This is a genomic window from Nostoc sp. (assembly GCF_036916985.1).
Classification (GTDB): Bacteria; Cyanobacteriota; Cyanobacteriia; order Cyanobacteriales; family Nostocaceae; genus Nostoc.
On record NZ_JBALFD010000006.1, the window covers coordinates 18,594 to 38,038 of the forward strand.

At 43.0% G+C, this 19,445-nt stretch carries 13 protein-coding genes and 2 pseudogenes; 6 read left to right on the top strand and 9 right to left on the bottom strand.

Going from position 1 to position 19,445, the window contains the following annotated elements:
• Positions 1 to 192 precede the first annotated feature (192 nt).
• Positions 193 to 4,251: a hypothetical protein gene (locus tag V7L07_RS01000; protein WP_335054234.1), complete on the bottom strand. Its 4,059-nt coding sequence runs from the start codon at positions 4,249 to 4,251 to the stop codon at positions 193 to 195.
• A gap of 536 nt (positions 4,252 to 4,787) precedes the next feature.
• Here V7L07_RS01000 and V7L07_RS01005 point away from each other — a divergent pair.
• The 3 genes from V7L07_RS01005 to cobT all read left to right on the top strand — a co-directional run bounded on the left by V7L07_RS01005 (position 4,788) and on the right by cobT (position 7,917).
• Complete coding sequence (locus tag V7L07_RS01005; protein WP_335054236.1) at positions 4,788 to 5,489, top strand: Crp/Fnr family transcriptional regulator; 702 nt, start codon at positions 4,788 to 4,790, stop codon at positions 5,487 to 5,489.
• A 464-nt stretch (positions 5,490 to 5,953) separates the two neighbouring features.
• Positions 5,954 to 6,694: a DUF2232 domain-containing protein gene (locus V7L07_RS01010; RefSeq protein WP_179065485.1), complete on the top strand. Its 741-nt coding sequence runs from the start codon at positions 5,954 to 5,956 to the stop codon at positions 6,692 to 6,694.
• A 62-nt stretch (positions 6,695 to 6,756) separates the two neighbouring features.
• Positions 6,757 to 7,917 carry a nicotinate mononucleotide-dependent phosphoribosyltransferase CobT gene (gene cobT / locus V7L07_RS01015; RefSeq protein WP_335054238.1) on the top strand — a complete coding sequence of 387 codons (1,161 nt, stop codon included), beginning with the start codon at positions 6,757 to 6,759 and terminating at the stop codon, positions 7,915 to 7,917.
• 361 nt (positions 7,918 to 8,278) lie between these two features.
• Here cobT and V7L07_RS01020 read toward each other — a convergent pair whose 3' ends face one another.
• Entirely contained in the window at positions 8,279 to 10,243 is a 1,965-nt protein-coding gene (locus tag V7L07_RS01020; protein WP_335054240.1) for a di-heme oxidoredictase family protein, read from the bottom strand.
• 340 nt (positions 10,244 to 10,583) lie between these two features.
• Positions 10,584 to 10,955 carry a hypothetical protein gene (locus tag V7L07_RS01025; RefSeq protein WP_335054242.1) on the bottom strand — a complete coding sequence of 124 codons (372 nt, stop codon included), beginning with the start codon at positions 10,953 to 10,955 and terminating at the stop codon, positions 10,584 to 10,586.
• Positions 10,956 to 11,290: 335 nt separating this feature from the next.
• Between V7L07_RS01025 and V7L07_RS01030 the strand changes: the two genes are divergently transcribed.
• Positions 11,291 to 12,448, top strand: a complete 1,158-nt coding sequence (locus V7L07_RS01030; RefSeq protein WP_335054244.1) for an extracellular solute-binding protein — start codon at positions 11,291 to 11,293, stop codon at positions 12,446 to 12,448.
• Between the two features lie 117 nt (positions 12,449 to 12,565).
• Here the strand turns inward: V7L07_RS01030 and V7L07_RS01035 are convergent, their stop codons facing one another.
• The 4 genes and pseudogenes from V7L07_RS01035 to V7L07_RS01050 form a co-directional block, all read right to left on the bottom strand.
• Positions 12,566 to 13,117 (bottom strand): hypothetical protein, encoded by a 552-nt coding sequence (locus V7L07_RS01035; protein ID WP_335054246.1) that lies wholly within the window; start codon positions 13,115 to 13,117, stop codon positions 12,566 to 12,568.
• 54 nt (positions 13,118 to 13,171) lie between these two features.
• Positions 13,172 to 13,801: pseudogene (locus V7L07_RS01040) on the bottom strand (class I SAM-dependent methyltransferase); the annotation flags it as partial.
• A gap of 6 nt (positions 13,802 to 13,807) precedes the next feature.
• Entirely contained in the window at positions 13,808 to 15,670 is a 1,863-nt protein-coding gene (ltrA, locus tag V7L07_RS01045; RefSeq protein ID WP_335054248.1) for a group II intron reverse transcriptase/maturase, read from the bottom strand.
• Between the two features lie 576 nt (positions 15,671 to 16,246).
• Positions 16,247 to 16,393: pseudogene (locus tag V7L07_RS01050) on the bottom strand (SAM-dependent methyltransferase); the annotation flags it as partial.
• A 155-nt stretch (positions 16,394 to 16,548) separates the two neighbouring features.
• On the opposite strand from V7L07_RS01050, the gene V7L07_RS01055 reads away from it, so the two are divergent.
• Positions 16,549 to 17,460: a LysR family transcriptional regulator gene (locus tag V7L07_RS01055; protein WP_335054250.1), complete on the top strand. Its 912-nt coding sequence runs from the start codon at positions 16,549 to 16,551 to the stop codon at positions 17,458 to 17,460.
• Positions 17,461 to 17,596: 136 nt separating this feature from the next.
• Here V7L07_RS01055 and V7L07_RS01060 read toward each other — a convergent pair whose 3' ends face one another.
• The gene (locus V7L07_RS01060; RefSeq protein WP_335054421.1) at positions 17,597 to 18,643 is read right to left on the bottom strand and encodes an alkaline phosphatase family protein; all 1,047 of its coding nucleotides are present in this window, start codon (positions 18,641 to 18,643) and stop codon (positions 17,597 to 17,599) included.
• On the opposite strand from V7L07_RS01060, the gene V7L07_RS01065 reads away from it, so the two are divergent.
• On the top strand, positions 18,551 to 18,862 hold the full coding sequence (locus V7L07_RS01065) for a hypothetical protein (protein WP_335054427.1): 312 nt from the start codon (positions 18,551 to 18,553) through the stop codon (positions 18,860 to 18,862). The genes V7L07_RS01060 and V7L07_RS01065 overlap by 93 nt on opposite strands.
• A gap of 272 nt (positions 18,863 to 19,134) precedes the next feature.
• Here the strand turns inward: V7L07_RS01065 and V7L07_RS01070 are convergent, their stop codons facing one another.
• The gene (locus tag V7L07_RS01070; protein ID WP_335054252.1) at positions 19,135 to 19,395 is read right to left on the bottom strand and encodes a hypothetical protein; all 261 of its coding nucleotides are present in this window, start codon (positions 19,393 to 19,395) and stop codon (positions 19,135 to 19,137) included.
• Between the last annotated feature and the right edge of the window lie 50 nt (positions 19,396 to 19,445).

Genomic DNA, 19,445 nt, shown 5'->3' on the forward strand with positions numbered 1-19,445 from the left:
TTTCAATTAAAGTCATAGATTGTGAATCTACAGTATTTTTATCTATTACCTAAACAAAAATATTACTATCGTACACATCAAAAAAATTACTGTGCTGAAGTAATACTAGTACTTTACTAAATTCCAAATACCTATGTTATGAGCATTTGGAATTTTGGGTAGTATTCTTATTTCTAGCGTCATGTACCAGTTTCAATGAGCAACCTCTAAAGCGAAATTCTCTGTATATGGTTCCTCAAATGATTGCTGATTACTAGCTTTGATCGCATCTAGATAGCGACGCAAAGATAACAGTTGTTGGGAATTTGGACGATAAGTAAGACTCCCTTGTTTTTCAAAAAGTGATGCAGTGGCGATCGCTTGATAGTCAGGATTTTCTTGCGAACTCTGGGTGAGCCAGGTTGAATCTGTAACTGAAGGTATTAAACCCGAAGGCAATTCACCTTCCAAAAAAGCTAGCAGCCGTTGCTGACAAATGCGAGTATTGATCCCACGACCCTCAAATAACTGGATAACTTCACCGAAAGATAAGGGGCGATCTGGTAGCAGCCGCAGCAATTCTGTAAATAAGAAATAATCAGTGTATTGTTGCCTGGGTATATCTAAAATTTGGGGATGCAGAGGCAGCATCGCCAAACCATAAGCAACCCGACTGCAATTAGGAGCGCCATTTTCACCGAGATATGAATCTTGAATAATCTTAGCGCTGGGGAGTTTTTGGCGTAACCAGCGGTTCACAGTGGCGACACAAGCCACTCCTCCAGTTAGGATCGCTTGATTAATGGCTTCTGTGGGAATGCCACGAGCTACCAATAACTTGTTGAGTTCTCGATTTAGGCGGCGCACAAAGGGGATAAATACCTGGCTTTCTAAGTCTCGTCGCTGCAAAATCCACTGCTGATCGGCTAATTCTAGGGTAAAAGAGTCTTGGTGTTGCAAAATCAGCTTTAGTGCTAGTGCTGCATCTAATACAGCCTGTCCCAGTAGAGAACTTTCTAGACGTTGCTGGAGGCGAATTCGAGCGGTGATATCTGGTTCTCCGACTCTAGGTAGTTCTAATTCTTCTAACCCTAAAGTCTGCCAACGCATTTGATCTAAACCGGGAATTGACGGTTGCCATTGCCAAGGATTACTAGTAGTAATTTTGCGCTCGCTTGGTGTTTCTGAGCGTGATTGTCGAGATTTCGGTGGTAATAGCAGCTGGCAAATAATATCTTGTTCAATTCCTTTACCAGCATAAGCAAAACTATGGAGCATAAAATCATTGTATGTCAATTGCACCAAGTTTTCTGGTACATTCACCAGCAGCATTTCTGTGGCAGTTGTCCCAATGTTAATCACCAGGGTGTTGCCAATAATCGGCTGTTCGCTGGTTTTTGCTGGACGATCGCCTTGACCATCGGTTAATTTTACTTGCTCACCGTTAGCGGCATCGAGTTCTGGGAGTAGACTAGCGATCGCTTCTTCGACAAAAAAGACTTGCTGCGGATGTTGAATAAGCTTACTAGTGAGTAAAGCTTCCCGCACGTTAAAGCGGTATTGTTCCGACCAGCTAGATGGACAGGTGCAAATGACACCCGCAATATTATTGATAATCTGGGGAAAATTTTGTTCGCTGATCCCAGCAGCAGCAGCCATTAAACTAGGAGTGGTACTTGTTTTTTCAGATTTGAGGGTTAATAGTAGCTTAGAGAGCGATCGCACAATCCAAATCAAAGGGCCTGCTGAAAATTCATTTAATTGCAAAACAGGTTCCCATTTATGTCTTTCACTCTTGTAGGGAATAGCTACTTGCAAATAGGGCTTCAACTGCGCCGAGTAGAGATTATTGATCGTGGAATCTGCTGTTGATCTCGGTGTTCCAGGAGTGTTGGGGGAGCGTTCAGGCACTTTATCTTGAGCAACAGCCGCAGGTGCAGTCTGCTCATGTGTTTCGGTACTTTCATTTTCACCGTGGGGTATAGAAGCTGTAGGCAGATAAACCTCTGTTGGCAAACGAAACGATTGTTGGAAGGAACTTGTTCCCGGTGGATTTTCTGCTGACCAGTAGATAGGATGTACAACAAAAGTCGAGCGATTTAATAAAGCGGCAGAAATTCCTGTTGTACCTAAATCAATTCCTAAATACCATACTGGTTCTATAACATTAGGCGCAACTTCTAGATTATTTATGGAGTTGGAAATTGTTGCCGAAGAACTTTCTTGAACAGGAGTTACGACTTCCTTTTTTTTCTCCGCTTCTATCTGGGGAACTGCCAAAGTGGAGAAAGCAGCAGTTGAGGTGTTTTCTGCTATTTGGAGATTTGCAGAGGGAGTCGTGGGGATTGTGTCTTGAGTTGTATCAAGTATTTCCGAGAAAATATCCAAATTGGTGGCTGGTTGTGACTCAGAATTTAGCTGCCGATCAAAATTAGCCAAATCCCGATCTAATTGCTGCAACTGTTCTTCATCTAGGGAAATATCAGGTACGGCTGGAGCCTGGTTTGACTCAATAGAAAGCAAGTTTTCTTGGGGTGAAGCAGCAATGTAGTTATCTGAAGTCGGTTCTGGCTGATCGTCGTTAATTAATACTTTTGATGTAGCGATAACTTCTTTGGCAGTTGCTTCGCTTTCCTGTAGGGGTGCAGTAGGCTTCTCTTCTCCTGTCGGAGACGCTGCACGAACGGGAGGTTGCGCGTAGTTTTCTTCCTCGTAAGGATCTGCCAACGTGATTTCTGCGACTTCTGGAGTAACTGGTGCTGTAGTTGTGACATCCTCCACGAAGGATAATACTTCTAGCGATCGCTGCTCACTACTTGTATCAGGCAATAGGTCAGTTAGGGTATTAATTGTATCAACACTAGCTGGCTGAGTGTCGAGTTGCGTGGGTAAACTGTCTGTTTGTGGAGTAGAGAAGCTCAGAGGTGAGTCTAGCTCGGTATCCTCTTCAAAAAATAGTTCTTCCTGCGGCTCTGATGAATCTGTGGTTTCTCCTAAAGTTGCTTGGGTTGAAAAACTTGTATCTGGTAATACAACGGCAGAATCCCCAGTTGGAGTTACAGATGGGGAGTCTGTGGAAGCAGATAAGTCATTGGTGGCAACATCAAGGCTGGAATTATTAACATCACCAGCACCAAACAAACTGGCGTAAAGTTGGTCTACTTCATCACCAATTAACGCCGAAATATCTTGCGGTAATTCGGTCGGGGTTTCAGAAGATTCAGACGAGTCTAAACCAAGCTGCAACAGCGCTGCATCTAAATCTTCCGTGAGGGTAGTCTCCTGTTGCTCAGAATCAATAATGAGTGGAGATGAAGTTTCTGGCTGTATCAGTTCCAAGGGGTGGGGCGCAACTTCAGCAGCGATCGCCGTTGGTTCAGGCAATGATGGTAGTGTCTCAGATTCTATCCCCAAGAAAGATGCCTGGGAACTAGGGGATTCTTGCTGCAAATGCTGGGTCAAATTATTGAGAAAGCTGGCCATCAACTGTTCACCCTGCATTCCCTGGCTATGCATTCTCGCCAGTGCTTGCGACAGAGATTCGTAATAAGTATTAATGTTGCGCTGTAGTGCCTCAAAGACTACATTCACCGTCCCATCTAGTGATAATAGGCGCTGATCCAAATCCCTAGCTAGCTGGGTTAACCGCTCCACACTGTCTGGTGATTCTAAAAAAGGTTGAGTTGCAGAAGTTGTGTGATTAATTTCTCCTGAAGAACTGGCGGAATTTTCCCCCGTCTTTCCAAGCAGTGGTGTTAAAGTTGGCACAAGACGACTCATGAGTACCTGTAAAAACTCGGTAATCATTTGCTCCTGGTTAGTCAACTGCTGCGCTAGGGAATAGTTTTGCAAACGCTTTTGTTCTAGCTGGCGAATTTCCTGTATCAGGTTGGCTCGCTCTTGCAAGAGCAATTCTAATTCCGATCGCAACGGCTGAATCAATCTCGAAAATTCATTTTTTAATTGTCCAGCGTCAACAGGACTCTGTTCCTGACTGGGTGCGAGCTGCGGTAGTGGATACTGGTTGCGATCGCGATCAATAAATTTTGTTAACAAAGGCGAACGCGATTCTTCAGAAGACTGATTTGGGATGCCGTTTTCTAATGCTTCTGTTTCTTGTAATCTCACCAAAAAGTCGCGAATTCGTTCTAAAACTTCTTTAGGCTCTTGTGCCTGACCAGAAAAAAATCTAGACAGGCGCTTGCCACCACTGGCAAGTAAATTGTCAATGTCTGCGATCAGCTTTTGAATTTCATCAGTGCTAGAAGTCACTTTTATTACCTTACTTAGAAAATTGTCTCAACTAATATAACAAGTACTTTACAATCACTATTCGCGCAGCGTCTCCCATCAGAGAAGTTTTGAGTGGCAAAAACTGCTGCTTGGATTTGTGACTGTCATTATGTTATGGATTACTGGCAGCCGTGGCAATCTTCAGTCAGTCTTTGTTCGAGAAGCTTCGTTTTAGAGGTCATTAGTTGCCTATTTTTGAAAATCGCTAAAATACCTGAGCAATAATTTACTCCCTTTAGTATCATTGATGTTGTTTGCCTATATTCTGAACTAATCAAGTTTGCAGTGCAGCTAGCCCCTAAGCAATACAACCGCCGGCTATAAACTACTTTTTGCAAAACTTTTACTCCGTTTAAACTTATAGGTGAAGATTATTTAGAAAAACGTTCTTGTCGCTTTCTTGTGTAGCATAGTTTAGTTTTCTCTGTGAAAGGGAACTGTGCAATGATAGCTGAGGCTAAAAATGGCGCTCTTATTTGTTGTGTGTACATAGCAGCTTGAATAAAGATGTTGTAATGGAAGATCGATATAGCTTGCAAGCACAGGCTAATCCCTGGATGATCACCTCCGCTCCCTTTTTTCAAGGGTTGCCAGAAAGTGCTGTGGAATCAGCCCTCATCCATCTTGTCACCCGCACTCACCCAGCCAATCAGGTAATTCTCCTGGAAAATGACTGGGGCGGTTCTGTGTATTTTATTATGGACGGATGGGTAAAAATTCGCACCTACAATCTGGAGGGGAAAGAGGTAACGCTGAATATTCTTGGCAAAGGAGAATTATTTGGTGAGATGGCGGCGCTAGATGAAGTGCCTCGCTCTACAGATGTGATTACCTTAGCGCCAACGGTAATAGGCAGTATGCCTGCTCAGGATTTTGTCAAGTTGCTTCAGATAGAACCCTTAGCAGGAGTTCGATTGGCGCAATTAATGGCCCGACGTTTGCGGCAAGTAAATCGCCGATTGCGGTTGCGGGAATCTGATAGCCAGTCACGGGTAGCAGATACATTGTTATTTTTGGCAGAAGGACAGGGAAAAAAAGGGCAAACAGGAACCGAAATCCCCAATTTACCTCATCGGGAATTGAGTAGCTTGAGCGGACTGGCGCGGGAAACGGTGACGCGAGTCTTGACAAGGCTAGAAAAAAAAGGCTTGATTAAACGGGATCAAGATACTATTTGTATTCCCGATTTGTCAGCCTTAGAAAGAATGATCGTTTAGCAGGTAACGCCCTTTCCTTGTTCAACTTCTCTACGAGACGCTATGCGAACAGCTAAGAAAAGTTGTCGAGAAATGGTTACTGGGTACTGCAAAAGAAATTCTTTTAAGATTTGGTTGGGGCATAAATCCCCATCCAATTTTTCCAAGTCACTAGTAGTCTGTCCCAAAAGTTTTGAGAGGTTAGTGGTGTATCGCATTAAATTTGAGGGATAAAAGAACGAACCGCATTCGCGCAGCGTCTCCCCTTGGGAGAAGGACGCAAAGAGCGCAAAGGAAGAGGGAAAGAAGAGAAATTGAAATTTGATTCACCTATCATAATTAATGCGATAGACCACTAGTCTCAAGTCCAGTACAGCATAAATAAAATACTTTACGTTGTATTCATTTTTAATTTTTAATTTTTAATTTTTAATTCCGCCTAGCGGTACTAGTCCCCAAATCCCCAGTTTAAGAACTTGTGAGATATGAGTATTTTAGATTCTCTCCCAAATGAGCCAGAGGAAGATCCATCCCCTGAATCTCCAACTCCTCAGAATCATTGGTTAGACAAAGAACAGCAGTTAATGCCTCCTCAACTCAAGGCTGATGCGCCTTTAAGAATGGTAGAAACGGCATTTTTAGCTAGTACCGCTAGCTTAATTTGGTTTATTAATTTTTACTTCCCCTTGGGGCCAGTTTTGCGGATATTTTTTCCGGTGCCGATCGCTTTAGTTTATCTACGTTGGGGTAAACGTGCGGCATGGATGGCAGCACTCACCTGTGGATTACTGCTGACAGTACTAATGGGGCCAGCCCGCAGTTTGCTGTTTGTTATGCCCTACGGGTTCATGGGCGTGCTATTAGGAGCGATATGGTATCGTCGTCGTGTTCCCTGGATTGTTTCTATCACCTTGGGTACGCTATTGGGTACTTTGGGAGTTTTTTTTCGGCTATGGTTGCTGTCTGTTTTGTCAGGTGAAGACCTATGGATTTATGTGATTACCCAAGTGACAGAGTTCATTGAGTGGGTATTTTTGAAGCTGAGTTTGTTGGCGAGTCCCAGTGTGTTTTTGATTCAAGTAGGAGCGATCGCTTTAATCCTACTCAACAACTTTATCTACCTTTTTGTAGTACACCTGGCAGCATGGTTGCTTTTTGACCGCCTGGGCAACCCCATTCCCCGCCCACCCCACTGGGTACAAGTCCTCATGGATTATGAGGGATAGTGAGGAGTTGTGAGTTAAAAGTTATAAATTAAACTTCTAACTCCTAACTCCTAACTTTCCAAATGATTCGTATTTATACCCAAAAAGAACAAGCTGAAGAATGGCTACGACAATATCGTGGTTGTCTACCAGTATTTGCCTGTGTTTTAGGATTTACTGAAACTGGTTTAATTCCAGGAATTTCAGCAGCCGGTCGCACTCCAGAGGATCGGAAATATACCGCTTGTGCTGATGCCGAGTTTTTGTATTACGGGCCAGAACATAAAGCCCAATACCCCCTACCACCATTAGCGGCTGGGGCTTCACCTGTGCTGATTTCTCGCGCCGTCTTTGAGTCACTAAAAATACCAGTTCATTTATTTAATGCTGGTTTACCCCAGCCTCCTGCCGTGCCAGTAATTGATTTGGATGGCGCTCCTGCTAAGTGTTTAAGTGGAGGTGCTGCTATGGAAATCACAACTGTACACCACTTACTTGAACAAGGGCTACTTTGGGGAGAACGCCTTGCTACTAATATCCAACAGGGATATCTGATTATTGGTGAGTGCGTCGTCGGAGGCACTACAACTGCCCTAGCAATCTTAACTGGTTTGGGTATAGATGCTGCTGGAAAAGTTAACAGTAGCCACCCTGTTTGTAACCACGCGCAAAAGTGGTCACTAGTGCAAACTGGACTGGAGAAGATAAACTTCCAATCTCAAATCCAAAATCCAAAATCTCAAATCCAAAATTCTGTAGATCCTCTAGAACTTGTAGCCGCCGTGGGTGATCCCATGCAAGTAGTGGTAGCTGGGATGGCGATCGCAGCTAGTCGTAGTTGTGGTGTAATGCTGGCTGGAGGGACGCAAATGTTAGCGGTTTATGCACTGATGAGTGCGATCGCTCAAGCTTACGCCTTATCATGGCAACCAGAACAAATAGTTGTAGGCACAACTCGCTGGGTAGCAGAAGACCCTACCGGCGCTACAGTTGACTTAGCCCTCAACTTAGGAAAAACCAGCTTAACCGAAAGTGGAAGAACTCCTCCCTTATTAGCAACTCATCTTAGCTTTGCTGATTCTCGTTATCCCCAACTGAGAGCTTATGAGCAGGGCTTTGTGAAAGAAGGTATAGGTGCTGGAGCCGCCTGCATAGCCGCCCATCTCAGCCAAGATTGGCAGCAACATCAACTTTTGGCAGCCATTGAAGCCCAATTTGAACGACTAAGTACTGCCTTGAACTAAAGTTAAAGTCGGAGAAAGATAGTTGTACTATGTAATACGGAGGAGAGGTATTTTCTGCGTGTCTATACGTAAGAGCATCTTTAGCAATTCAATAAGTTATGAGCAAAAAGACCCCCGATTTCTTGAAGAAATCGGGGATCTGAGCCTTGGTTTTGGCTGGTGGACAAAGCGAAAGCAAGCAGTAGCTTTCCAGAAAAAGCCTCATAGAGGAATCTACCTATAAGGTTCGTAGTGCATCTCCGATCTTGATTGCGTTAAAATGCGCCTGCTATCTTACTCTTGCTTAAAGTAATACCAAGTCGCCTTCATGATGTATCACTAGACGACTTGGTATTAAAATATGACATCAGTCGTAGCTTGATTAAAAACTTCCAGGATTGTCATCAAGTGCCAGCAAGAAATTAATCAGGTCTGCTTGCTGGTTGTAATTAAACCCAGCTTGTCTATCTACATAGAAGTAATGACCTGTACCATCAAGATTACTACGCACTAAACTAGGGTTAGCTTTGTTGGCTTTTATAACTAAGGCACGAAGATCGCGATCGACTAAAGCACGCAAGCTGCTAGCAGGATCGGCAGGTATACCAAGGCTTAGAGTGCCAGATAGCCCTAAGCCACTCTTGTTAACAACCGTAAAACAACCATTTGAGTCAAATTTTAGGCTTCCTGCCCGTACTGCTGCACCACCATCGTGCAAATACGGTGCGCTTGCATAAAGACCACGTAATGTAGTAGTTTTATAACCACCTTTGGGTAATATTCCTTTAGGTAGAGTTGTGGGAGTATCAGAGATACCCTGCGTCGGTACATCCAACACTTCAGCATTAGCAGGTATGGGAACAGGAGTGTTAAAAGTGTATAACTTGGGTGCTACTAACAATTTATTCAGCGCTAAGTGAGACTGGGCACGGGCTGGGTTAGTATGAATTTCATCAATTGGATGAATTTTGTTGTCGGTGAAAAATGGTGGAATATGGCAAGTTGCACAATTAGCTTTTTCAAATACTTTTGCGCCACGTTTAACAGAATTGCTGGTCAAAGCTTGCCAGTTTTCTGGAGTCTGGTTGGCAGGTGGCACTAAGCTATTTTGAAAAGCAGACATGGCGTTGCTAGCAAATAAAAAAGAGCCACTGGCAATATCACCTGGCTTTCCAGTATTTGGGCTGAAAACCAAACCGTTTAAACTAAACAAACTGGGACGCAGTTTTGGATAAGTTCCTGTGCCAGGGGCAGGAATTTGGTCTTCTAATTCTGCTTGTGTAGGATTGGGTGCAATTACCCCCCGCAGCCATTCAGAGGGTTTTACTATTACTCCTTCTGGTAAACGTAGGCTGGGAACGGCAGCATTTTGCAGAAATGTACCAATATAAACCTCTGGGTCAATACCGAGAGTATCTGCACTGAGTTGAGCGGCTGCCAACAGATTTATTTCTGAAGAGTGAACACCATTATTAAGAGCGCTTAGTCCAGCAAATGGGCCACTGGCTCCTTCTCCTGACGCTCCATAAGGATGATTTTTAAACGTGAAGAGACTGGGAATTTGAGTACTATCTCTGATACCATCAGGTGAACTCTCGAAATGACCGAAAGGTACATCTAACACTGCATCGTCAAAGGCTTTTTCTAACTTCTCAGGATCGGGTAGTTCTACCTGATGACCTTTACTATCAATAATAGTTTTACCATTGCCTTTATATTGTGGGTCTAAGGGGTTGAAGTTTAACCGTGCAAACCCTGCGGCTGTATTTGGTGCTAAAGCAATCAACAAAGGGCTTGCTAATTCTCCATTAGGTACTCCTGGAATGACTTTACTATCATTAGAAAGAGTTGCATGACAAAGCGCGCAAGTAATGTTAAAGCTAGGTGTCAATCCTAGTGCAACACTCTGTCCCTTGAGAACTTTTAAACCTGTAGGAATAACAGTCCCTTTGGGAAAAGTTCGACTACCTACGGTTAAATCTTTCTGGAGAGTAATTTTTAGGTTTGTCGTTGGCTGACCTTGTAAACTAGCGATCGCTACACCTAATTCATTCGATATCTTAGCGAAGCCCAGTGCAAAACCAAATACCCCTTGCAAACCAAATGTGTCTCCAATCTTCCGGTTGAAGAATATATCTTCTCCTTTTGCAATTAATTCCTTAGTAATTTTAACTGCCCCTACCCGTTGATAAGAAATAGGGTCATTAGGGTTGAGTCGTTTATTTACAACTAGTTGTGATGCTTCTTGAGGACTCAGCAGTTTGCCAAAATAGTCGTAATCGCCTAGCGGTTGAGTAGGAGCAGGTTGCAAAAGATCAATTTTTGCAAAAGCTGTTTGGCTTGTCATCAACCAATTTGATAACAAGATGGCAAAAACACTAATGATAAAAATGCAAATTAATAAGAAAATCTTGGTTTTTGAACCATACAATACCCTAAAAACACCAATCTTAGGGTTATTCTTTTTTGGTTTCATAGTGAGGACTCACTAAAAGATTACAGGTAGATATATCACACTATTACGTAGATATATGCAATAGTGTTTTTAAGTTTTTTATCTATGTTGATGGCTGGATTAATTACTTGTATCTAAGTATATGCCTATAAAACCATCACTCGATATTTAACCTAAAGGCTTGTCTTCCCTACCTCAATCCATTTTTTAATTCGTTGAACTCAGGTTAAATTTAATGAATTCTCTCTCTAAGTAATTGTTCTTCTAAAGCCGCAATGCGATTGTATGCTGCTGTTAATTGTGCTGTCAGTCGTTGTATTTGAATTTCTGGTGTGATGTTATCTCCACTTTGACGATGCATGTCTAGATAAATACCATCTGTCAATACATCCTTGTGTTCCATTTCTGGATTTAAATTATTACGTCCTTTGAACTGATAGCCCCCAGCCGCCCCATTTCCTTGATAATTATCCTTTGCTTGTGTATTCGCTAAAGAACACTCTGAAAAAGCTTGAGTGACTTTACCATCAAGCTGCTCAATTACTTGGCATAGGGCATCCAGCTTTTGGCTTAAAGTCAGGATTTGCTGCTCTAATAGCTCCATTTAATACCTTTATCCGTACATTTTCTCTATGTTATTCAATTTACTCCCAACCTTAACGATACTTATGGATTATTTAAGTATTGATAATTTTTGATGGAAATCTAAATACAAGTCCACTTTCACTATAAGTACCACTAAGGAAATTTATGGTGAAAAATTAGTTTTTAGGTAGCTTTTTGCCAAAAAACTCGCTCATTCGAGTCAAATATGCAAAATTATCGGTATTATAGACAAAAAATACCGATAATTTTCAAACTCTACTTTTTCGGTTAGTTAGCCACTGGTGAATCTCTGCTTAATATTAGGTATAATCAAAAATCTCAAATCCAAAATCAATGGATCGACGGTCTTTTTTGCTAGGTACAAGCACACTGGCACTTTCACAACTGCTTTTTGGCTGTGGTGGAAACAACCAGACGCAACTAAAAGTACAGTTATTAAAAGGTTCTATACCTGGTCAGGTGGTGAATCAGTTCCACAAAGGTTTGCAGCAACAGGTGCAGTTAAAGTTTGCTCCAGTTGAGCGGATACAGGATTTATTTCAGCAATTACAAAGTTGGCAGCAAAAACCCAAGACCAGCGATGAGCAGGGATGGAGTCGCTTTATACCCTTTAGGCAAGGTCAAAAAACAGCTGAGGCAGACCTAGTAACATTGGGAGATTACTGGTTAACAGCAGCTATTGAGCAGAAATTGATTCAACCACTCCAAGAAGTACAAGGAAACCAATTAAAACAGTGGTCTACTTTAGATGAAAGGTGGAAGAAATTAGTAACGCGCAACGACCAAGGTAATTTGGATACTCAAGGGAAGGTGTGGGGTGCGCCTTATAGGTGGGGTAGCACAGTGATTATTTATAATCGTGACAAGTTGCAAAAGTTGGGATGGACGCCCAAGGATTGGAGTGATTTGTGGCGAGATGGAGTGCAGCAGCGCATTTCCCTACTCAATCAACCACGAGAAGTTATTGGCTTGGTCTTAAAAAAGCTCGGAAAATCTTATAATACAGACAATCTTGACCAAGTACCAGACTTGGAAAAGGAATTACAGACATTAAATCAACAAGTAAAGTTCTACAGTTCCAATCACTACTTGGAACCTCTAATTATGGAAGACACTTGGCTAGCGGTTGGTTGGTCAAGCGATGTGTTGCCAGTCTTGGGACGTTATCCGCAACTTGCCGCTGTGATCCCCCAGTCAGGAACAGCAATGTGGGCAGATTTATGGGTACGTCCCGCAGGGATTGCTAAAGGTACTTTATCAGATCAATGGATTGATTTTTGTTGGCAACCAAGCACAGCTAAACAAATTTCGGTGCTGACTAAAAGTAATTCGCCAATTTCTACAAATATTAGTGCTTCCGATATTCAAGAACCATTATGGAGTTTGTTAGAGAGCGATCGCAATGTTTTCGATAAAAGCGAATTTTTACTTCCCTTACCACCATCAGCAATAAAACAATACGAGTCTTTATTCGCCAAAATTAAGGTTTAATTGGGAATTGGGCATTGAAAAGAGGCAGAGGGGCAGGGGGCAGGGGGCGGAGGGGAAAATTCTTCTCCCTGCTCCCAATCCCCAATCCCCAGTCCCCAATCCCCAGTCCCCCAATCCCTAAAAAGAACGCTGGAATCCTATCTTGTTCTTGACAGTCGTTTGGATACTGCATAAAGCTGGACTTGCACTAAAGTTGCAAGTGTAGGTTGCCAAGGGTTCTTTTTGGTAATTAAATACCCGGACGTTGTAACCAAAGTTTCGGGCAGCACTACCCAAGCGATTTACAAAGTCATAGCGTTCTACATACTCTAGTAAACTCCAAATTTGCTGATTCACGATCAAGTCTACTCGTGCAGGTTCTTTGTCTGAAGCTGGATATGCTATCCAATTATCCAATAGCTTTTTCTCAGAGTTTTGTTGTGCCCACCATAAACTAGGAACGGTTAATCGTTCTGGATGAATGGTGTTAGCTGTGATTACATAGTCTTTTGGCTTGGTCAATAAGTCTAGTTCTAAAGGCGCACTAGAAGGTGACGGTATTAGGGGCGTTTGTGCTAGTGAGGGTGGAACTAGCAAAGTGGTAAGGCTAATGGTTAGTAGTAATGAAAACGATATCTGGCGATGGCTGCACCAAAGCCAAAGACGATCGCACAATTTGGGTATATACATAACTGATACTAATTCATAATTTGTGATGAAGGTATAAGTTAAAATTCGCACAAATTAAAGTTTAACGGCAACGATGCGAATTCTTCGATAATCTGCTGTCCAAGTTCCTTGTTGATATAGTGTTGGCTTCAGATATTCCTCAATGACGGGAATTATTTCTATTTGTTGCTCAGGTGAAAGTCCGGCGAAGAAAGAGCCGGCGAACATTTTAATCCAGTTTGCGATGCCAGCTTCTCCCTCTGCTAAGGGAGTGGGACGAGGAAAGAGGATAGCATAAATGGCATCAAAGCCTTGTTGTTCTAGTAGAGTGGTGTACTCACCAATACTGGGGTAATACCAAGGATTCTCTACTTGTGTTTGGGGGATACCAATGGATTCTAAAGCGCTGTATAAAGCTGTGACGATCGCTTGCACATTTCCCTTACCACCAAATTCTGCGACAAAATGTCCTCCAGGTTTTAGTGCTTGATGTATGGAAGCGATCGCGCTATCTGCTTCTTTCACCCAATGTAGTACAGCGTTAGAAAACACAGCATCCAATGGCTTATCTACTTGAAAGTTCCTTGCATCAGCAATATCAAAGCGGATATGGGGATAGTTTTCTCTTGCCTTTTCAATCATCGCAGGTGCGCTATCAATTCCCCAGACTTCAGCACCAGCTTGGGCAATTTTATCTGTGAGTTGGGTAAACTAAGCGATTCCCTCACGAGAACCGCTCGTCTTCAGAACCGGACGTGAGACTTTCACCTCATCCGGCTCCTCAATGAATTGGCACTTGTCATGCGTACCTCCAACCGAACCATCTTCGGTTGTTTTTATGTCGTGGCAGTGTTTATGTAGAATCTGGAGATTTTTGTATTCGTCTTTTCCCTTTTTACTGAGAGGAATTATGTGGTCAATCTCCAGTACATCCGAATCTCGAAAATACAGTCCGCAGTGAGTACATTTCCCTTTTTGCTTTTTAAGGAGTATGGACATCCTTATATTTGCTTCTGGGTGTGTACCCATTCTTGAACTCCAGTAAATTAGGTTGCCATCATAAGGACTGACTTCGCCTTTAACTTTCACATGACGGATAATTTTTGTTTCCGTGTGTGAGTGTAATCGCATTGGGTTTTTACCTTCTTGCTTGTTTGCGAATACCCAATTATCCCCGCCAATGGTTTGCCAATATTTATTTGACATCCATTCCCATGATTGGTTGGGGTGGCGGCGTTTTGCCCAAGACTTTAGCTTTGGATACATCAGGTTATCTATTGTGGCAAAAATTTTCTTACTTACCACTGTTGAATAGTAGTTTGACCATCCTCTTATTACCGGATTTAGTCGGCTGATTAGCGCCGAATGTGGCGCTGCCTTATGGTCATCGATGATACTAGCTATTCGTTTGTAATGTATCTTTTGCTTTTCTTTGCTTGGGCTGATGATTGTCTTGAAGCCTAGTTTTGAGTGGTTTTTGCCCACCTGGAACTGCCTAATATTAAAACCAAGAAATTCAAATCCAGGTTCTTCATTTCCATACTTGTTTAGAGTGTGGGTTAGGCGTGTTTTGCTTGGCTTCAGTTCAAGACCCATGCCTTTTAACCATTCAGAGATAATGCTCTGGCATCTTTGGACAACGGTTATATCTTCGTGGAGAATTACGAAGTCGTCGGCATATCGGATTAGGCTTAGGCTTGCACGGTTAACTTTTTTACCGTAGCCGGCTCTGGTTGGCAGTGTTTCAGCATACTGCTTTACCCGATTTTCCATTCCGTGGAGGGCGATGTTAGCAAGTAGTGGAGAAATGACCCCACCTTGCGGCGTTCCCTCAGATGTCTGTTGGTACTGCAATTTATCCATCACTCCCGCTTGTAACCAGGCTCGTATTTGACGGCGAATGGTGGGGAATGTATTTATTTTTTCTAGCAGTGCCTTATGGTTGATACGGTCAAAGCATTTTGCTATATCAGCATCCAGCACATATTTTGGCTTTTGCTTAATTGCAATAAATATTGCTTCAATCGCATCATGGCATGAGCGTCCTGGTCTGAACCCATAACTGTTAGGTTCAAATCGCGCTTCCCATTCTGGCTCTAACGCCATCTTGACAAGTGCTTGCAAGGCTCGGTCGTACATTGTAGGGATACCCAATGGTCGCTTCTCTTCTGTTCCAGGCTTGGGAATCCATACCCGCCTAGTTGGGCGACATTTTGAGCCTAATTTTATTTTGGCAACTAAGTCGAAACGTTGCTTTGGAGTCAGCATTTTAATGCCATCTACACCTGCCGTTTTCTTGCCTTGGTTGTCTTGTGTTACCCTTCTGACCGATAAAACCTTTGCTGACCAAGACTTCATCAGTGTCTTCTGGAGTCTGCGTACTGCTTTGACATCACCACGAGATGAGGCTCTGTAAATTCTTTTTTGCAACTTGTAAACACGTTTTTCTAACTTTCGCCAGTTAATGTGTTTCCATTCCACCGTCGATTTGTCTTTCTTTAACATCAGGGTTGGCAAATCCTGGTGGATTGCTTTTTCTGCTGGTTTAAGATTGACTGGTCGCGTTTTAGACATATTTATTGCTACTGTGACTTTACAATCCAATTCATCGTGAGTCCGTCAGCATATCCTCACCATTACAGTGCGGCATTCGCTTCTGACTCAATCCTGCCTATCTCCTCATGCGGTTAGCACCTGCTCAGTTATCGACCTGGCTGAGAGAGGACGATAGGTTACTTCGTTCCGAATGACCATTGATTGAATCTTTAGAGTTGATACTCTCCACCGGGGTTATTTGGGAGTGCTTACTGGTCAAACACGGGAAAGTGCCAGTCCCTTTATCCTTTGCCTTTTGGCTCCAGCGCATATAGCCTTATTTCGCTGGTTGTGCGTGACGATGGTTAAAACGTATCTTCGCTTGCGCTACTCATGGATTCTTGCTTGGAGGGAACCAGCTTAGGCTGCTAGTTAGGACTCCTTTTCTTCCCGCTTTACGGATTGATGGCTAGTCGCTACCGTAGGGAAGATGCTGTCACCGCTGCACCTGCGGGGTAGGATTTACACCTACATGGTCATTCAGTTGTCATGGTTCTATGAACCAAGCTAACCGTCCCTGAGTATTTCTACTCATTTAGGTTAAACGAATCGCACTCCAGTACCACAGCCGAGATCCAAAATGGATTCTCCTGGCTGAGGGTTGAGTAATTGCAATAAGTCTTCGCCATACTGCCAGACAAAGGTGTGTTTATCTTCATAAAGAGCAGTATCCCAATTATTAGCTATCGATAGATTGTTCATAAGTGGTGAAATTACAGAGTGTTGATTTTCCGATCATCAACCATGTGCCTTCGGTTGATCGCCGCCTATTCATCACAGTAAAAAAGATTTTTAATTATGTCCAATATATATTTTCACATTAACTAATATTTTAAAGATATGAATTCAAGAAACAGATGGAACTAAGACACCTGCGCTACTTTGTCACCTTGGCAGAGGAACTACACTTTGGAAAGGCAGCAGAACGATTACATATTGCTCAACCTCCCCTAAGTCAACAAATTCGTCAGCTAGAGAAGGAATTGGGTTTTGAACTGTTTTACCGCACGAAACGAAATGTACAGTTAACAGAAGCGGGGCAAATATTTCTGGGTGAAGTTCAGCAAATTATGAGGCAATTACAACAGGCAATACAAGTCGGGCAGCAAACCAGTCGGGGCGAAATTGGACAATTGGTGGTCGGCTTTGTCAGTTCGGCGGCATATAATATTTTGCCAACGATCCTACGAACTTTTCGTAGTCACGTTCCTGGTATAAGCATCGAGTTGCATGAACTAACTACAGATCAACAGTTAGAGTGGTTGCGAGAAGGTCGAATGGATGTGGGATTTCTACGTCCACCTGTGGAAGACAATAAATTTAGTTGCGAAACAATTTTTCAAGAGCCTCTGATGGTGGCATTACCTGAAGCACATTTGTTAGCGAATCAATCTGATGTTTGTTGGCGATCGCTAGTCAATGAACCATTTATTTTATTTCCCAGGATATTAGCACCAGGGCTTTATGACTTAATTATCAGTCTGTGTCAGCAAGCAGGCTTTAGTCCGAAGGTTGTTCAAGAAGCCATTCAGATGCAAACGATTGTTAGTTTGGTAGCAGCCGAGATGGGCATTGCGATCGTGCCAGCATCTTTGCAAAACCTGCAACGGATTGGCGTAGTTTATAAAACATTACAAGAACCTAGTCCAAAAGTAGCGTTCGTTGCAGACGTTGGTGTAGCGATCGCGATGATTTGGCGAAAAAATGAGACATCCCCAACCGTGCTGAGGCTTGTGGAGATAGTTAAACAAACTGCCCAGCAGTGGTGAATATGGCGGCTTACAACAATAAGAAAATATTTGGTTACAACTAAAAACAATCATTCAAGGGTTTTATTTTGATGTCAACGCGGATGCTTTTTGGGTTGAACTGTTGTTGCCTTAAAGTAATCCTCTAAGGCGCGAATTAATCGTGTTTATTTGTCCATTCCCTCCGCCCCTTCGAGGTGAGTGCGCCCTTCTTAAAGAGATCCGAGAGGTCGTTGGTGTTCGGTGAGTTTGCATCACCCAAAAATCCGCCGCCTGGTGCGTATACACCGAATAGTTCCTCCCAACTCTTCAGGTCGGACGAGTGAGTGTAATTTACGAAGCTTTCATAGGCGTTGCCTTTGGCCAGAGGTGAGATTACGATTTCCTCTATGGTGTGGCTGAAGTCGTTGGCGTTAGTGCCTTCACTCTCATCCCACCAGATTACGATCGCACCATCATCCTTGTAAGCATCGGAGCGTATGATCTCTGGAATGATCGTGGCAAGAAAATTGTCACCCTGGGCAATTGCGGACTGATCGCCTGTGTAATGCACTCCATGATAGTCAAAGCCATTAGTCAACGCCGTGTGTGAATCGTTGAATTGGTCTGGTGTAATCAGGGTGTAAGTAGCAACTCTATTATGAGCTAGGTCTTCCTTTAATTGTTGCAATGGTGCATATTTAGTTGCTAGAGGATTTGCTGGTGTTGGGTCATTACCACCGTTGGTGTCAGTGAAAAACAGATGACCGTCGTGTTTAGTAGCGAAATTATATTGATGACTACCGTTGTAAGGGTTAGTGTAATCAGGTGATGTACCACTAAAGCTGCTCAGAGGGACAGTCCACTGGTTTCTAGGTAGAACCGTGTTGGTAAGCAGACCATTAGCATTTTTTGTCAGGTCAATGTCTTCCTGGTAGGATTTCCAAGAGATACCAGCTTTCTCAAGTAAAGCACTGAGATGGAGTGTCGTATTCTGGTTAGTGCCCCCAGGATTTTTGTAAGGATCATTATCGTTCAACACGCCGAAGTTATCGCCGGCTTCCTGCCAAATATAGTTTGGCTCGGACGGGTGGATGCTCGGATTATTGCCGGATGGTGTAGCCAGAACGTTATGGTAAGCACCAGCATAGGAAACCTGAGCGGCATCCCGATTTCCGGGGGTAATGAGGCTATTCTGATACGGGGCTGCGGGATTGCCAAATATCTGGTGGGGCGCACTTGTATCGCTGCTAGGTTGCGTGAAGTTGTGGTTCTCCATATCTATGACAAAGAGATGTTTGATCCTTCTGCCCCTTTCACCTGGTTCAAACCTTTCGCCCTTCTCAAACCTTCCAACGCTTTCACCCTTTTCCGCCACTACTGCGTGTACGCTAAGGAGGCTCGCAGCCACAAACGCAACGGGAAGAATCGCCCACTTAAATAACTGTAGTTGCATTGATTTTTACAAAATGATTGTAAGCCTCACAAAAATACTCATATAGGTTTAAGCACTAACTATTAGAGCTTTAAGGAAACATTAACATCTAGCGGTTTCCAACGTTAAGTTGATAACGCAATACAGTTCAGATAAGCCCAAAACACTTGTAGAGACGGCGATTGATCGCGGTTCAAAAACTCTGAACCATATTGCCTAATAAAATAGAACCCCGACTTTTGATGATCAGTCGGGGTTCTGGGTATTAGTTTATATCTAGTTCACCATTTCAGGTATGAAGCTTCAATTCCCTGCTCACGCCGAATTTTGCCATCTTCTTCAAACCAAGCAATTAATTGCTGTGCTGTCAAATCTTCAATTGCAACATCATATTCTTGGGCAATATGCTTTAAAAGCTTCAGTGATGAAATTGTCAATCTTGTTAAAAACTTTTCTGGGGAAGACAACAAGGCTGCGTCTACTTTTGCTGACTCTTCCAGGGTTAAAAATTGTGCTGATGGTTGCTGTGGTAGTACGTCCATAAAAGCTATTTTAAACTTGATTGGGCATTGAGCATTGGGTATTAAAAAAA

What these genes read in the sequence shown, in the direction of transcription:
- V7L07_RS01005 (WP_335054236.1), top strand. Translation starts at nt 4,788, where the DNA reads ATGGAAGATCGATATAGCTTGCAAGCACAGGCTAATCCCTGGATGATC.
- V7L07_RS01010 (WP_179065485.1), top strand. Translation starts at nt 5,954, where the DNA reads ATGAGTATTTTAGATTCTCTCCCAAATGAGCCAGAGGAAGATCCATCC.
- cobT (WP_335054238.1), top strand. Translation starts at nt 6,757, where the DNA reads ATGATTCGTATTTATACCCAAAAAGAACAAGCTGAAGAATGGCTACGA.
- V7L07_RS01020 (WP_335054240.1), bottom strand. Translation starts at nt 10,243, where the DNA reads ATGACAAGCCAAACAGCTTTTGCAAAAATTGATCTTTTGCAACCTGCT.
- V7L07_RS01025 (WP_335054242.1), bottom strand. Translation starts at nt 10,955, where the DNA reads ATGGAGCTATTAGAGCAGCAAATCCTGACTTTAAGCCAAAAGCTGGAT.
- V7L07_RS01030 (WP_335054244.1), top strand. Translation starts at nt 11,291, where the DNA reads ATGGATCGACGGTCTTTTTTGCTAGGTACAAGCACACTGGCACTTTCA.
- V7L07_RS01035 (WP_335054246.1), bottom strand. Translation starts at nt 13,117, where the DNA reads ATGTATATACCCAAATTGTGCGATCGTCTTTGGCTTTGGTGCAGCCAT.
- ltrA (WP_335054248.1), bottom strand. Translation starts at nt 15,670, where the DNA reads ATGTCTAAAACGCGACCAGTCAATCTTAAACCAGCAGAAAAAGCAATC.
- V7L07_RS01055 (WP_335054250.1), top strand. Translation starts at nt 16,549, where the DNA reads ATGGAACTAAGACACCTGCGCTACTTTGTCACCTTGGCAGAGGAACTA.
- V7L07_RS01065 (WP_335054427.1), top strand. Translation starts at nt 18,551, where the DNA reads ATGGTAAGCACCAGCATAGGAAACCTGAGCGGCATCCCGATTTCCGGG.
- V7L07_RS01070 (WP_335054252.1), bottom strand. Translation starts at nt 19,395, where the DNA reads ATGGACGTACTACCACAGCAACCATCAGCACAATTTTTAACCCTGGAA.